Consider the following 14,626-nt stretch of genomic DNA (forward strand, 5'->3'; position numbering starts at 1 on the left):
TGCATCGTCTATCTTGTCAGGAACGGTTTTTTCGAAAAGCAAGCTAACCAATAGTCGCTTTCAGGACACGTTTCGTCGTCCACGTGCAATCGCCGCCCCCCGGGAGTGGCAAGCTGTGAAGATGCCCCGGACCAGGTGCGCCAAAGACACCTGGCCGGAGAGCAGGAATGGCGATCGGATTTGCCACGCTACCGTGACGTGGGCCGCACGCCCTAGCCAAGACTCCGGACGACTACCGCCACGCGGTGGTGTCGTTCGAGATGCCGAGGTACGTTTATGCCTGATGAGACGCTTCACCTGCCTCTGATTCACGGCGTGCTGGCGCGCAAGAAGGACACCCCCGGTGCCTTGTTGCCCATCCTTCATGCCATCCAGGAAGGTTGCGGGTACGTTCCCGACGCCGCGGTCCCTGAAATCGCCCATGCCCTCAATCTCAGCCAGGCTGAAGTGCGCGGGGTAATCAGCTTCTACCATGACTTTCGCACCACGCCGCCGGCGCGCCATACCCTGCGCCTGTGCCGGGCGGAGTCATGCCAGAGCATGGGGGCCGAAGGCCTGGCTGCGCAGTTGCGCGAACAACTGGCGCTGGACGATCACGGCACCAGTGCCGACGGGGCGATCAGCCTGCGACCGGTCTATTGCCTGGGCGCCTGCGTGTGCTCGCCGGCCCTGGAGCTGGATGGGGAGCTGCACGCACGGCTGACCCCAGAACGCCTGCGCCAGTTGGTGAACGGTTGCCTGGAGGATGGCCCATGCTGACCCTCTGCATTCCCCGTGATTCAGTGGCCCGCGCCGTCGGTGCGGACAAGGTGGCGGATGCGCTGGTGCGCGAGGCCGAGCGTCGTCAATTGCCGCTTGAGGTGCTGCGCACCAGCTCTCGCGGGCTGTATTGGCTGGAACCCCTGGTAGAGCTTGAAACGCCCGAAGGGCGGTTGGGGTTTGGCCCGGTCACCGCGCAAGACGTGCCAGGCCTGCTCGACGCGCTTGGCCACGACCCGGGCGGGCATCCTTCAGCCTTGGGGCTGGTGGAGAACATTGCGTATCTGAAAAGCCAGCAGCGCCTGTTGTTTGCGCGTGCCGGCATCACCCGGCCCTTGTCTCTCGATGACTACCGGGCTCAGGGCGGGTTTCTCGGCCTGGCCCGGGCGATCCGGATGGACGGCGCCGAGGTGGTTGCCCAAGTACTCGATTCCGGCCTGCGCGGCCGGGGCGGCGCGGCGTTCCCGGCGGGCATCAAGTGGCGCACCGTGCGCGACGCGCAGGGCCCGCAAAAATACGTGGTCTGCAATGCCGACGAAGGCGACTCCGGCACGTTCGCCGACCGTATGTTGATGGAAGGCGATCCGTTCCTGCTGATCGAAGGCATGGTCATCGCCGGGATCTGCGTTGGCGCCACCATGGGCTACATCTATGTGCGCTCGGAATACCCCGACGCCGTCAGCACGCTGAACGAAGCGCTGCACATCGCCCGCGAGGCCGGTTACCTGGGCGCCGATGTCGGTGGCAGTGGCCGCGCCTTCGAGCTGGAAGTGCGAGTGGGCGCCGGCGCCTATATCTGTGGCGAAGAAACAGCGCTGCTGGAATCTCTCGAAGGCAAGCGCGGGATGGTGCGTGCCAAGCCGCCGCTGCCGGCGTTGCAGGGCCTGTTTGGCTTGCCGACGCTGGTTCATAACGTGGTGACCCTGGCCTCGGTGCCGGTAATCCTGGAGAAGGGCGCGCAGTTCTATCGCGACTTCGGCATGGGCCGCTCACTGGGCACCATGCCGTTCCAGCTGGCCGGCAACGTTCGTCGCGGCGGGCTGGTGGAGCGCGCATTTGGCCTGAGCCTGCGCGAGTTGGTGGAGGAGTATGGCGGCGGCACCGCCAGCGGTCGGCCGTTGAAGGCCGCGCAAGTCGGCGGCCCGCTGGGCGCGTGGGTACCACCCGCGCAGTTCGACACACCGCTGGACTACGAAGCGTTCGCCGCCATGGGCGCGATGCTCGGGCACGGTGGCGTGGTGGTTGCCGACGACAGCCTGGACATGGCCCGGATGGCCCGGTTCGCCTTGCAATTCTGCGCCGAGGAATCCTGTGGCAAATGCACGCCGTGTCGCATCGGTTCGACCCGTGGCGTCGAGGTGGTGGATCGCTTGATCGCCAGCACCGATGCCAACGTCCGCCAGGAACAGGCGGCGTTGCTGCAAGACCTTTGCGACACCCTGCAATACGGCTCGCTCTGTGCCCTCGGTGGGATGACGTCCTACCCCGTCGCCAGTGCCCTCAAGTACTTCCCCGCCGACTTCGGTCTGGCGACCACGGAGGCCGACCAATGATCAACATCTTCGATCCCGCCAGCGACATCGACCTGGGCACCCCGGCCCGGGTAAGCGACGTGCAGGTCAGCCTGACCATCGATGGCCGTGAAATCAGCGTTCCCTCCGGCACGTCGGTGATGCGCGCGGCGGCCTTGCTCGGTACTACCATCCCGAAACTGTGCGCCACCGACAGCATGGAAGCCTTCGGCTCCTGCCGCATGTGCCTGGTGGAGATCGACGGGATGCGCGGTTACCCGGCCTCGTGCACCACGCCGGTGACCGACGGCATGGTGGTCCGCACCCAGACCTCAAAGCTCGCCACGCTGCGTCGCAACGTGATGGAACTGTACATCTCCGATCACCCGCTGGACTGCCTGACATGCCCGGCCAACGGCAACTGCGAGTTGCAGACCGTGGCCGGGCAGGTGGGCTTGCGGGAGGTGCGCTACGGCTACGAAGGCGCCAATCACCTGGCCGAAGCCAAGGACGTGTCCAACCCTTATTTCGACTACGACCCGAGCAAGTGCATCGTTTGCAGCCGCTGTGTGCGTGCCTGCGAGGAAATCCAGGGCACCTTCGCCCTTACCATCAGCGGACGCGGCTTTGATTCCCGTGTCGAAGCGGCCGGCGGTGACAACTTCCTCGACTCCGAATGCGTGTCCTGCGGCGCCTGCGTCCAGGCCTGCCCGACAGCGACGCTGATCGACAAGAGCGTCGTCGAAATCGGCCAGCCGGAGCGCAGCGTCGTCACCACCTGCGCCTATTGCGGCGTGGGCTGCTCGTTCCGCGCCGAGATGAAAGGCGAACAACTGGTGCGCATGGTCCCGGACAAGAACGGCCAGGCCAACCACGGCCACTCGTGCGTCAAGGGCCGCTTCGCCTGGGGCTACGCGACGCATCCGGACCGCATCACCAAGCCGATGATCCGCAAGCACATCAGCGACCCGTGGCAGGAAGTCAGCTGGGAGGAGGCGGTCACCTACGCCGCCAGCGAACTGCGGCGCATCCAGCTCAAGTACGGGCGCGATTCCATCGGCGGTATCACCTCCAGCCGCTGCACCAACGAAGAAACCTACCTGGTGCAGAAACTGGTGCGCACGGCGTTCGGCAACAACAATGTCGACACCTGCGCGCGGGTCTGCCATTCGCCGACCGGTTATGGCCTCAAGCAAACGCTCGGCGAGTCGGCCGGTACGCAGAATTTCGACTCGGTGATGAAAGCCGACGTGATCATGGTGATGGGCGCCAACCCCACCGATGCGCACCCGGTGTTCGGCTCCCAGCTCAAGCGACGCCTGCGCCAAGGCGCGCGGTTGATTGTCATCGACCCGCGGCGCATCGACCTGGTGGATTCGCCTCACGCCCGTGCCGAGCTGCATCTGCAGCTGCGTCCGGGCACCAACGTGGCGATGCTCAACGCGTTGGCCCACGTGATTGTCACCGAGGGGCTGGTTGACGAGCCTTTCGTCAAAGAGCGTTGCGAGGCGACAGATTTTGCCCGTTGGCGCGATTTCGTCAGCCTGCCGGAAAATGCGCCCGAGATCCTCGGCCCGGTGTGCGGCGTGCCCGCCGAGCAGATCCGCGCCGCCGCGCGGCTCTACGCCACCGGCGGCAACGCGGCCATCTACTACGGCCTCGGTGTCACCGAACACAGCCAGGGCAGCACCTCGGTGATGGGCATCGCCAACCTCGCCATGGCCACCGGCAATATCGGCCGCGAGGGCGTCGGGGTGAACCCGCTGCGTGGGCAGAACAACGTCCAGGGCTCCTGCGACATGGGCTCTTTCCCCCATGAGCTGCCGGGCTATCGGCACATCTCCAATGAAGCGGTGCGGGCCCAGTTCGAGCAGGCCTGGAACGTGACGTTGCAACCCGACCCGGGCCTGCGCATCCCGAACATGTTCGAGGCGGCGCTGGACGGCAGCTTCAAGGCGCTTTACTGCCAGGGCGAGGACATCGCCCAGAGCGATCCCAACACCCAGCATGTGACTGCGGCGCTGACCGCTTTGGAATGCGTGATCGTGCAGGACATCTTCCTCAACGAAACGGCCAAGTTCGCCCACGTGTTCCTGCCGGGCAGCTCGTTCCTCGAGAAGGACGGCACCTTCACCAACGCCGAACGCCGTATCTCCCGCGTTCGCAAGGTCATGGACCCGTTGGCCGGAAAGGCCGACTGGGAAGCCACCATTGCCCTGGCTGGCGCCCTGGGCTACCAGATGCACTACAACCACCCTTCGGAAATCATGGATGAAATCGCCCGCCTGACGCCGACCTTCAGTCGTGTCAGCTACGCTGAACTGGAGCGTCACGGCAGCTTGCAGTGGCCGTGCAACGATGCCGCGCCGGACGGCACGCCGACCATGCACATCGACCAATTTGTGCGCGGCAAAGGGCGCTTCATGCTCACCGGCTATGTGCCCACCGAGGAGAAGGTCAATGGCCGTTATCCGCTGCTGCTGACCACCGGACGGATCCTCAGCCAGTACAACGTCGGCGCACAGACCCGGCGCACCGACAACGTGGCGTGGCACGAGGAGGATCGCCTGGAAATCCACCCGACCGACGCTGAGAATCGCGGCATCGCCGAGGACGATTGGGTCGGTATCAGCAGTCGCGCCGGGCAGACAGTGCTGCGCGCCAGGGTCACCGAGCGGGTGGCGCCGGGGGTGGTCTACACCACCTTCCACTTTCCCGAGTCCGGGGCCAACGTGATCACCACCGACAACTCGGACTGGGCCACCAACTGCCCGGAATACAAAGTCACGGCGGTGGAAATCGTGCGGGTCAGCCAGCCTTCGGAATGGCAGAAGCGTTATCAGGCCTTCAGCGATGAACAGCGGCGCCTGCTGAAGGAACGTCGTCACGCCGAGAAAGCCGAGGTGCGCCGATGAGCTCGCAGAACCTGATCAAGATGGCCAACGAGATTGCCCGCTACTTCGCCACGGAGCCTGATCAGTCGCTGGCGGTGAGCGGCATCCGCCAGCACATCAAGAACTTCTGGACGCCGGGCATGCGCAGGGATTTGCAGGGTTGGGAGGAGAAGCATCCGGATGCGGTTTTGCATCCGTTGGTGTTGCTGGCGTTGAAGGAGCCGGAGGGTGCCACCTGACAGCCGGCCTGGTTCTTGCTGTCGTACTCCGATCCAACTGTGGGAGCGAGCCTGCTCGCGAAGGCGGACTGTCAGCCAATTAAGATGCTGAATTTGCCGGCGCCTTCGCGAGCAGGCTCGCTCCCACAGGAATTCTATGTGTACCTTGAGATCTGTGTCTGTCGAAGATCCAGTGTGGGAGCGAGCTTGCTCGCGATGGCGGTATGTCAGGCAATGAAGATGTTGGATGGGCTGGCCTCTTCGCGGGCAAGCCCGCTCCCACAGGGTCCTATGTGTACCGTGAGATCTGTGTCTGTCGAAAATCCAGTGTGGGAGCGAGCTTGCTCGCGATAGCGGTCGTTCAGTGACGAAAGTGTCTGACTTGGCACCGTCATCGCGAGCAAGCTCGCTCCCACAATGGAATCAGCCTTCGAGACCGCGTCGTTCAATGACGCCGAACACGTCGGCCACGTCCTGCACGAGGATCCGGGCAACGTTGGTCAGAGTGTTGATATCACTGGTGGATGAGTCCCGCAGGCTGGAGCAAGCCACCAGCGTCAGGTAATCGAGCGTGGCGTGCAGCCGCTCGCTGACACAGGCGTGGAGCTCGGGCAGTGGCGCGTGAGTGTCGATCAGCAGGACCGGGTAGGTAGTGGCGATCGGGGTGAGGGGCGTGTAGCGGGAAGATGCTTGATTCGTTGTCATTAGGTTGAACTCATTCGATAGGAAGAATAGCCACCTTTCTGCTGCGAATCATATGGGTGGCAGTTGCGCGAGGGTTCGCAGACCGAGGAACGAATCCAAAACTCGGCAGACCCGAAGATCTCCCGCGCGCAACCGCCATAAAATGAACACGGGCAAGTTTGCCTGAAATCATTTGACGGTATCCAGATTGTTCACTCGGGCTGCGAAACCCAGCCACCAGCCAAAGCCAGCGACGACCCAACTATAGAAGTCGATCCCAACCCCCACAACCGACCCGTAGGACGCACACCGACCCCGTGGCGAGGGAGCTTGCTCCCGCTCGGTGGCGCAGCCGCCGCAAAACCAGGCGATGCGGCGTGCCTGACGAAATGGCGCAGCTGATTTGGGGCCGCTTCGCAGCCCAGCGGGAGCAAGCTCCCTCGCCACGAGAAGACATTTCCCACAAGATTTGCAGACCGCAAAATCGCGCCACATATCCTGTCATCCAAGACGCTTCACATCTCGGCGATGCTGGCCGACAATGCCCGCTCTGCTCCGGGGTAGTTCAGCGGTAGAACACCTGGCTCTTAACCGGGTGGGCGCTGGTTCGAACCCAGCCCCCGGACCCATTATTCGCAGGGTCATCAGCGCGTATGCTCAAGGACGACACCGAATCTGACGGAACACAGGGCATCGGCGTGGGCTATGCTGCCTTCCAATTGTCCAAGGCACTCGTCGCCCAAAGCGCCGATCCCGGGCCAGAAGCCCAGGCCAAGTTGGCTCAGCGGATCGCCCGTTGGGAGCAGGTATTAGCGCACGCCGCGCAGGGGACTCTGCGGTACGGCGCCCGCATGCCGATGGCGGATATTCCCGTCTGGGTGACGTTGGAGGTCGCCACGGGCGGGTTTGCCACGGGGCATCTGCTGGCCGGTGGTGAGCTGAATGAGCACGAGCAACTACTGGCAGCATCGATCCCGGGCATCCGTCCGGGTTTTGAACGTCTGGATCTCAATGCGTGGTATCTGACGGATGAAGGGCTCGACGTCTTGCGGGGGTATCTGGGGACGGGCAATTACCGCGTCGATGTTCCGGAAGAGTCGGCCCTGCTGAGCGTGGCGTGGCTGCTTGATCAACATCAAGTGGATGAGGCCTGGGCACTCATCGAGACCATCACCCCGTTCTTCGATCGCTTGCGCTTCTTTCCATCGCCTTGCGCAGAACCGCAAACTTCTTCGGCGCAAGTCCATGTATTCAACGTTGGTGAGATTCGCCAACGGCTCTTGAAGCTGCGGGCTCAGCCACGTCTGGCGGTGCAGAAGCAGGTGATCGAAATCTGCCTGCCACTGTACGACGCCGCCGTCTCCCATTTCCTTTTGACTTACCATGACGAGTGGCCGTGCAGGGTGTATCCGGAGGGATGGCACGCACGGGCCGCTTCGCTTTGCGCTCGTTTTAATGCGGTCCAGGAAGCTGAAGGGCATGCTATTGGAACTTCGAAACCACGCCTCTCGGAACTGTTCAAACTGCTCGAACAATGCTCAGGCGATCCAAGCTCGCTTACGGGCCGTCAAGTCGGCCGGATTCGTCAGATCATTGGCGATTTTGTGCGCAAGCATGGTCTGCCCGACTCCAACAGTCATCGTGAGTATCGGTCAAAACAGCGCCGGGACGTAGCCGCGCCATGGCATCAGGTGTTTGCCGAAGCTGTTGCCAAGCGAATGGAGCATTATCCTCCCAATGACGGCGTATCGGACTTGACCTCCTTGCTCGAGCCGATCACCGCAGTGGAGGCAGACATATTCGCCCTTCCCGAAGGGGCTGATCTCCCACCATCGATTTGCCGGCGCGCGGAGCGCTGCGGTAGCGGTACCATTGCCGAACTGATCGAACGCGGCTTGATTACGTCGGGCGACACCGTTGCGCGGGTATTGCCGGTAATGACCGCTGAAATACGTAGCGCCGGGTTTCGCGATCCGATTTTGGGCAATCTATACGCCGGTACGTATCGTGCTTTTCGCCAGCGCCGCTCGTTGTTATTAGTCGATCTGCAAAGTCAGGTCAGGCTGGACGAACTGCCCTGGGTGGCGCTCATGGAAGGCCAGCGCCAACGTCACTCTCTCGACGCGGACATCGCTCGGCAGGCGCTTATCGAAGCATCAGCGCTGACGCTGACTGCCTTTCCCCAGGCGATCCTGCCCAACAAGCTGCTCAAAGAACTGCGTGCCCTCGCCGAAACAGCCGGGCTGGATCTGCCATTCGTGGACGAAGTCGCTTCGGACATATTCATGGGAGAGTTTTCCAACAAGTTCATCGACGTCGCCAGGCGGGCGGGCAGGGCGCTGGCAGATACCCTGTACGCCCGTTACTACGATATCGATACCCACAGCCTCGCGACGCTTCCCGACAAACCCAAGTCGAGGGCGAGCCAACCCGTCTGGCGGCGCTCGTCAACAAACATCGACGCCTTGACGACCCTGTGCGCGCGGCGCGCAAACGCAGAGCTGGGTACCTGGCGTCCCGCAACCAACGGCACCATCATTGAACAGCAACAGATAGTTACCACGCAGAACCTCTCGATGCTGTTTTGCGAGCTCGATCTGAAAACACTGTTGCACCCACGCTTGAGCTCACTCGCCCAGGCCTGTTTTGAATGGATTTGCAGACGCCAGCAGATGCGTATCGAGCATTATCACGGGCGCTTGATCATGCTCAAGAACACGGCGTATGCCTGGCGCCAAATGATTTTTTACCTGTCGATGCTCGACGAGTCTGAAATGGGGTCTGCTATCGAAGGCATCGAAGCGCATTTCGTTAGCCAGCCGGCTGCTTTTCAGGAAAAGTTCCGATCTGTAATGGTTGGGCTGCGTCTGGCAACAGCGGGACGTCGCTTGCCGCAACAGGATCGAACCATTGAAGGTGCGCGCGTTTTTCTGGGGTGGACGACTGAGTCGCATTGGTTGCGATAAGACGTGAGCCGACGAAGGGCAAGCCCGGTTGGGAGATTGCCCTGCTCATCGCAAAGCTCGAGGTGCTTAACGGTAGTCCCGAAAAAACGCCCGAATATCCTCCGCCAGCAACTCCGGCTGCTCCAACGCAGCAAAGTGACCACCGCGCGGCATCGGCGTCCAGCGCTTGACGTTATAGCCACGCTCCACCCAACTGCGTGGCGGCAGCGGCAGTTCCCTGGGAAACAGCGCGACCCCAAGCGGTGGTTTCACCCGCTCGCCGCTGTTGAACAGCAAGGGCCGCTTGCTGCCTTCCACATACGGGCGAAACGACGAACCGATGCAGTTCGTCAGCCAATAGAGCGTCACATTGGTCAGCAGCCATTCATGACTGATGGCGGGGCTCGTATCGCACCACGAGAGAATCTTTTCTCCCATCCAGGCCAGCAACCCCGCCGGAGAGCCGCTGAGGCCCACGGCCAGGGTTTGCGGTTTGGTCCGTTGGATGTGCGCATAGGCGCCTTCGGCTTCGCTGAAGGCCGCGGCGCGTTGCAGGTAAGCGGTTTCTTCTTCGCTCAACGGCGGATCGGTTTCGCCCAGGGGCGGGCGGTAGGCGCCGGGAATGTAGTTGAGGTGGATGCCGGTCAGTCGCTCGGGAAAGCGCATGCCCAACCAACTGGTTACAGCCGCGCCGACATCGCCGCCCTGGGCTCCGAACCGCTCATAGCCGAGCCCCGTCATCAGCTCGCTCCACAAACCCGCCGCCTCGAAAGGCCCGCAACCCGCCTGTTTGAACGGCGCGGAAAAGGTGTAGCCGGGCAAGGACGGCACCACCACATCGAACGCATCGGCTGGATCACCGCCATGGCTGGCCGGATCCGTCAGCAGTTCGATGATGCGCTGCATCTCGATGAACGACCCGGGCCAGCCGTGGGTGAGCACAAGCGGCATCGGATTGGGTCCGACGCCGCGCTGATGGACGAAATGAACCTGCTGCTCGCCGAGCGTGGCGACAAATTGCGGCAGGCGATTGAGCGCGGCTTCCTGGGCACGCCAGTCGAAGGTTATTGACCACTGGCGGAGGAGTTCTCCAAGCACGTCCATGTCCATGCCTTCGCTCCAGCCCTGACCGGCCAGTGGCACCGGCAGCCGAGTGTTTTGCAGGCGATGGCGCAGGTCATCAAGTGCGCTTTCAGGAATGTCGATGGAAAAAGGTCTGGCGAACATTTCTTGCTCCCAAGTGGGTGGCAGCTGCCCGCCCAGTCATGGGCCTAGCGTAGGCGATTTGCCGGATTCGCGGCAATTGATCGCGCCTGGCCCAGCGCTCAACCTTCCTTCCTGATACAACTGCCCCGAACGCGTTGAATTTTTACCAAGGCCAGCGAGTCTTTGAGAAGGACATGGCGATGAATCGCAACCAATCGCTGCCGATCATGCTCACCCCTCGATAACTGACCCCAGCCAAGGACGCCCAATGACCTTCTTTATTTTCCTCCTCGCCTGCTGCGCTGCGGCAAGCACCGGTGTCATTTTCAAACCGGGCCAGTGGTACGAATCCCTCGTCAAACCCCGCTTCACACCCCCCAACTGGTTGTTTCCCGTGGCCTGGACAGTCATCTACCTGCTGCTTGCCTGGGCCGGATATCGCTTGAGCCTGATCCCGGGGAGCCAATTCGTATTGGCTTTATGGGCGGCGCAGATTGCGCTCAATACTCTGTGGACTCCGGTGTTTTTCGGCGCCCATCAGGTCCTGGCCGGTATGGCGGTGATCACGCTGCTCTGGCTGGTCGTGGCCGTGATGGTGGTGTTGGCGTTGCGCCTGGACGTGATCACCGGGTTGATTCTGTTTCCTTACCTGGCGTGGCTTTGCGTAGCCGCTGCCTTGAATTTCTCGATCCTGCGCAATAACCGCTGATGAGCAGTCGCCCGTTGAATACCGCAAAGCTATGGCCAGCAGACGAAAATGAGCTGGCGCAGGTGCGCAGTTTCAACAGGAAACTGGCGTGGCTGCCACGCTTTCGCATCCGCAATCGTGTCACCCCGCGCCTCATTCAAGCGCTGTTGCGTGCCAGTCAGATCAACGGCGACGGCAAGTTGAACAAGCATGGGCTGGTGGCTGAAAAACGCCGGATAGGCGAGGGCGACGTCGCGGTCCCAGTGCGGATAATCCGGCCGAAAGGAAAAGCCAGAGGCGTCGTGCTGGATTTCCACGGTGGCGGGTGGGTCATCGGCAATGCCCAGATGAATGACCCGTTCAACATCGCCATGGTCCAAGAATGCGGGGTCGCGGTGGTCTCGGTGGATTATCGGCTCGCGGTCAGCACACAGGTGGAAGGCCTGATGGAGGATTGCCTCTCAGCAGCACGTTGGCTGTTGGCCGAGAAGGAGGAATTCGCCGATCTGCCGGTGATCGTTGTGGGTGAATCGGCTGGAGGCCACTTGGCCGTGGCAACGCTGCTGGCGCTCAAGCAATGGCCGGATTTGCTTGGGCGCATACGCGGTGCGGTGCTGTACTACGGCGTCTACGATCTGGCCGGGACCCCCAGCGTCCACGCCGCCGGCGCTGAGACGCTGGTGTTGGACGGGCCCGGTATGGTCGATGCCTTGCGCCTGCTGACGCCGGGCCTGAGCGATGAGGAGCGACGCCAGGCGCCGCTGTCGCCGCTCTATGGTGACTTCACGGGGATGCCAGCGGCGCTGCTGTTCACTGGCGAGTTGGACCCGCTCAGGGACGACACGCTTGGCCTGGCTGAGTTGTGGGGCAAGGCCGCTACGGTTGAAGCGCATCTTCTACCATCCTGCCCCCACGGGTTCATTCATTTCCCGACGGCGATCGCCGAGCGCGTGCTCAAGCAGAGTCGGGACTGGATCACGGCCCGGCTCAACGCTGCTTCGACCCCCCACCAATCTGCCAGACATACGGCGGCTCCGTCCCGTTGATCTCCCAGTCGCCAATGATGCGTTCCTTGTAGATCAGCGGGTTGTGCGAAGCCGCCGTCCGGGCGTTACGCCAGTGGCGGTCGAGGGCTTTGCTGGTGCTGGTGGCGGAAGCGCCCAGTGCGTTGAACAGGTCGCTGGTGGCGCGCAGTGTCAGGTCGGCGACCGCCACCTGGGCCTGGGCCGATTCCAGTTCGGCGAGGAGGTTAGCGGTGTGTTCCTTCTCGGCGTCCAGGTCGAAGCGACTTTGATAGGCCCGCTGCGAGGCATCGGCGGCGCGCAGGGTGGTGGCTTCGGCGGCGTAGACCTGGGCCGAGGCCCTGCCGATGACTTGCTGGACTTGCACATCCTGGCTCACTTCACTGGCGTTGCCGGTGCTGAACACCCGCGTGCGCTGGCGCACCTGTTCGCTGATGTCGCGGACGGCGGCGCGCCCGGCGCCGGTCTGCACGGCGAGCAATACCAACTGGTAAAACGCGGTCTGATATTTGAAGCGGGTGGAGAAGTCGATGAGGTTTTCGTCTTCTACCACGGCGTTCTCGAAGACTGACGTGCCGCTGCCCGTGGTCCGTTGACCGAAACCATCCCAGTCATCGCTTTGCCTGACGCCCGGTTGATGAACGCTGACGGCGGCGATCACGTCGGCGCCGGTGTCGTCGCGTTGGGCATACAGGTCGATCCAGTCGGCAAAGATGCTGCCGGTGCTGTAGTACTTGGTGCCGTTGACCACCCATTGGTCACCCTGGCGGGAAACCCGGGTGATGACCTGGCCAAGTTTCACCGCGCCGATTTCGGTCCAGGCGTTGCCCACCAGGTCACCGTCGACGAAGCGCTTGAACCAGACATCCTGTGGGCGGGTGGCATGGGCGTTGAGGCGATCCTCGACAAAGGCGAAGTGTCCGCGCAGCGCCTGGGGCAGGTTGGAGTCGGCTTCGGCCAGTTCGATCAGCAGTTGCAACAATTGCGGCAGCGAGGCGCCTGCGCCGCCATATTCGACCGGCACCCTTACGGCGCCGAAGCCCGCTTCCTTTAGCCATTTCACTTGTTCGAAAGGCAGGCTGCGGGTCTGTTCGCGTTCCAGCGCCCCGGCCTGGATACGCGCGAAAATCGGCCGGAAGCGCTCGGCCAGGGCTTCGTAGTGGGTGCCGGTGGACAGGACATGCGGCAGGTATTGTTGCTGTGCGGTCATGGCGGTGTTCCTTCTGAGGAAAAGAGGGCGGGCAAGGCCAAGGCCTGCCGTTGCCGACAGCCATTGCACGCTCCATGCCGCTGCTCGAAGCCAATGAAAACAAGGGGTTCGCCGGGTTTACCGGCATAAATGCTGTCGTCCCGCGAGCAATCTGTCCGGCGACTGTTCGGCAGGCAACAGTCCACCTTTTGCGCGGCAGTACGCCGGGTGTTGGCTGTGCAACAGCGATCCAGCAGCTTGCTCGCCGCACGACAGTGGCAAAACTGAGCAGGCGAATTAAGTGGCTGAAAATAAAGGGAAAAACCAAGTGGCACGGTTGCTGCTCTAGCCGTTGTACAAAGGCGACGACGCCTATATCTCAACGAGCCGGGAGTACACGCAATGAGCCAGGACACGATCAAGTTTGCCTACTGGGTGCCCAACGTCAGCGGCGGGCTGGTGGTCAGCAAGATCCCGCAGCGCACCGACTGGGGGATCGATTACAACCGCAAGCTGGCGCAAATCGCCGAGGATGCCGGCTTCGACTATGCCCTGACCCAGATCCGTTTTACCGCCGGTTATGGCGCCGAATACCAGCACGAATCGGTGGCGTTCAGTCACGCGTTGCTGGCGGCCACCACGCGCCTGAAAGTCATCGCGGCGGTCTTGCCAGGGCCGTGGACGCCTTCGGTGCTGGGCAAGCAGATCGCAACCATCGACCAGCTCACCGGCGGCCGCGTGGCGATCAACGTGGTGTCCGGCTGGTTCAAGGGCGAATTCACCGCCATCGGCGAGCCCTGGCTGGAGCACGATGAACGCTATCGCCGTTCCGAGGAATTCATCACCACGCTCAAGGGCATCTGGACCACCGACAACTACACCTTCGCCGGTGATTTCTATCGCTTTCGCGACTACACGCTCAAGCCCAAGCCGCTGCAGCAGCATCCGGAAATTTTCCAGGGCGGCAGCTCACGGGCGGCGCGGGACATGGCTGCGCGGGTGTCCGACTGGTACTTCACCAACGGCAACACAGTGGAAGGGGTCAAGGCCCAGGTCGATGACCTGCGGACCAAAGCGGCGGCCAACAACCACACGGTCAAGGTCGGCGTGAACGCCTTCATCATTGCCCGCGATACCGAGGAAGAGGCCCGCGCGGTGCTGGCCCAGATCATCGACCAGGCCGACCCGGAAGCCGTCAACGCTTTTGGCGACGCGGCAAAACAGGCCGGCAAGGCCAGCCCCGAAGGCGAGGGTAACTGGGCCAAGTCCAGCTTCGAAGACCTGGTGCAATACAACGACGGTTTCAAGACCAACCTGATCGGCACACCCCAGCAGATTGCCGAGCGCATCGTCGCCTTGAAAGCCGTGGGAGTGGACCTGGTACTGGCCGCGTTCCTGCATTTCCAGGAGGAAGTCGAGTATTTCGGCAAGCGGGTCCTGCCGCTGGTGCGTGAGCTGGAGCAGGGGAAAATGACGGTCAAGACGGCGGCGGTCGCTTAGGCGGGGAGGC

General features: G+C 62.5%; 11 protein-coding genes and 1 tRNA gene. 9 read left to right on the forward strand and 3 right to left on the reverse strand.

Annotation, left to right across the window (positions count from 1 at the left end):
- Positions 1 to 276 precede the first annotated feature (276 nt).
- Genes J3P97_RS12290 through J3P97_RS12305 form a run of 4 tightly spaced genes read left to right on the forward strand, consistent with a single transcriptional unit; the run spans position 277 to position 5,403 of the window.
- Entirely contained in the window at positions 277 to 759 is a 483-nt protein-coding gene (locus J3P97_RS12290; protein WP_434674291.1) for a formate dehydrogenase subunit gamma, read from the forward strand.
- Entirely contained in the window at positions 753 to 2,312 is a 1,560-nt protein-coding gene (locus J3P97_RS12295) for a formate dehydrogenase beta subunit (protein ID WP_434674292.1), read from the forward strand. The genes J3P97_RS12290 and J3P97_RS12295 overlap by 7 nt, the downstream gene beginning before the upstream one ends.
- Positions 2,309 to 5,185 carry a formate dehydrogenase subunit alpha gene (gene fdhF / locus J3P97_RS12300; RefSeq protein WP_434674293.1) on the forward strand — a complete coding sequence of 959 codons (2,877 nt, stop codon included), beginning with the start codon at positions 2,309 to 2,311 and terminating at the stop codon, positions 5,183 to 5,185. Before J3P97_RS12295 ends, fdhF begins: the two co-directional genes overlap by 4 nt.
- Positions 5,182 to 5,403: a formate dehydrogenase subunit delta gene (locus J3P97_RS12305; protein ID WP_434674294.1), complete on the forward strand. Its 222-nt coding sequence runs from the start codon at positions 5,182 to 5,184 to the stop codon at positions 5,401 to 5,403. Before fdhF ends, J3P97_RS12305 begins: the two co-directional genes overlap by 4 nt.
- 402 nt (positions 5,404 to 5,805) lie before the next feature.
- Here the strand turns inward: J3P97_RS12305 and J3P97_RS12310 are convergent, their stop codons facing one another.
- On the reverse strand, positions 5,806 to 6,087 hold the full coding sequence (locus J3P97_RS12310) for a fructose-bisphosphate aldolase (RefSeq protein WP_434623957.1): 282 nt from the start codon (positions 6,085 to 6,087) through the stop codon (positions 5,806 to 5,808).
- 533 nt (positions 6,088 to 6,620) lie between these two features.
- Here J3P97_RS12310 and J3P97_RS12315 point away from each other — a divergent pair.
- Positions 6,621 to 6,695, forward strand: a tRNA-Lys gene (locus J3P97_RS12315).
- Between the two features lie 24 nt (positions 6,696 to 6,719).
- On the forward strand, positions 6,720 to 9,032 hold the full coding sequence (locus tag J3P97_RS12320) for a hypothetical protein (RefSeq protein WP_434674295.1): 2,313 nt from the start codon (positions 6,720 to 6,722) through the stop codon (positions 9,030 to 9,032).
- Positions 9,033 to 9,098: 66 nt separating this feature from the next.
- Here J3P97_RS12320 and J3P97_RS12325 read toward each other — a convergent pair whose 3' ends face one another.
- A complete protein-coding gene (locus J3P97_RS12325) occupies positions 9,099 to 10,238 on the reverse strand; it encodes an epoxide hydrolase family protein (RefSeq protein ID WP_434674296.1) in 1,140 nt (379 codons plus the stop codon).
- A 247-nt stretch (positions 10,239 to 10,485) separates the two neighbouring features.
- On the opposite strand from J3P97_RS12325, the gene tspO reads away from it, so the two are divergent.
- Both tspO and J3P97_RS12335 read left to right on the forward strand, forming a co-directional pair.
- Positions 10,486 to 10,926, forward strand: coding sequence for a tryptophan-rich sensory protein TspO (tspO, locus tag J3P97_RS12330; RefSeq protein WP_434674297.1), 441 nt, complete (start codon positions 10,486 to 10,488; stop codon positions 10,924 to 10,926).
- The gene (locus J3P97_RS12335) at positions 10,926 to 11,951 is read left to right on the forward strand and encodes an alpha/beta hydrolase (protein WP_434674298.1); all 1,026 of its coding nucleotides are present in this window, start codon (positions 10,926 to 10,928) and stop codon (positions 11,949 to 11,951) included. Before tspO ends, J3P97_RS12335 begins: the two co-directional genes overlap by 1 nt.
- Here J3P97_RS12335 and J3P97_RS12340 read toward each other — a convergent pair.
- A complete protein-coding gene (locus J3P97_RS12340) occupies positions 11,893 to 13,137 on the reverse strand; it encodes an acyl-CoA dehydrogenase family protein (protein WP_434674299.1) in 1,245 nt (414 codons plus the stop codon). The genes J3P97_RS12335 and J3P97_RS12340 overlap by 59 nt on opposite strands.
- Before the next feature lie 381 nt (positions 13,138 to 13,518).
- Between J3P97_RS12340 and sfnG the strand changes: the two genes are divergently transcribed.
- Entirely contained in the window at positions 13,519 to 14,616 is a 1,098-nt protein-coding gene (gene sfnG / locus J3P97_RS12345) for a dimethylsulfone monooxygenase SfnG (RefSeq protein ID WP_434674300.1), read from the forward strand.
- Positions 14,617 to 14,626 lie beyond the last annotated feature (10 nt).

This window comes from Pseudomonas sp. R1-15, from assembly GCF_051132085.1.
In the GTDB taxonomy this organism is placed as follows: Bacteria; Pseudomonadota; Gammaproteobacteria; order Pseudomonadales; family Pseudomonadaceae; genus Aquipseudomonas.

Bases quoted from the DNA above. Each gene is read 5' to 3' on its own strand.
- J3P97_RS12290 (WP_434674291.1), top strand. From the start codon at position 277: ATGCCTGATGAGACGCTTCACCTGCCTCTGATTCACGGCGTGCTGGCG.
- J3P97_RS12295 (WP_434674292.1), top strand. From the start codon at position 753: ATGCTGACCCTCTGCATTCCCCGTGATTCAGTGGCCCGCGCCGTCGGT.
- fdhF (WP_434674293.1), top strand. From the start codon at position 2,309: ATGATCAACATCTTCGATCCCGCCAGCGACATCGACCTGGGCACCCCG.
- J3P97_RS12305 (WP_434674294.1), top strand. From the start codon at position 5,182: ATGAGCTCGCAGAACCTGATCAAGATGGCCAACGAGATTGCCCGCTAC.
- J3P97_RS12310 (WP_434623957.1), bottom strand. From the start codon at position 6,087: ATGACAACGAATCAAGCATCTTCCCGCTACACGCCCCTCACCCCGATC.
- J3P97_RS12320 (WP_434674295.1), top strand. From the start codon at position 6,720: ATGCTCAAGGACGACACCGAATCTGACGGAACACAGGGCATCGGCGTG.
- J3P97_RS12325 (WP_434674296.1), bottom strand. From the start codon at position 10,238: ATGTTCGCCAGACCTTTTTCCATCGACATTCCTGAAAGCGCACTTGAT.
- tspO (WP_434674297.1), top strand. From the start codon at position 10,486: ATGACCTTCTTTATTTTCCTCCTCGCCTGCTGCGCTGCGGCAAGCACC.
- J3P97_RS12335 (WP_434674298.1), top strand. From the start codon at position 10,926: ATGAGCAGTCGCCCGTTGAATACCGCAAAGCTATGGCCAGCAGACGAA.
- J3P97_RS12340 (WP_434674299.1), bottom strand. From the start codon at position 13,137: ATGACCGCACAGCAACAATACCTGCCGCATGTCCTGTCCACCGGCACC.
- sfnG (WP_434674300.1), top strand. From the start codon at position 13,519: ATGAGCCAGGACACGATCAAGTTTGCCTACTGGGTGCCCAACGTCAGC.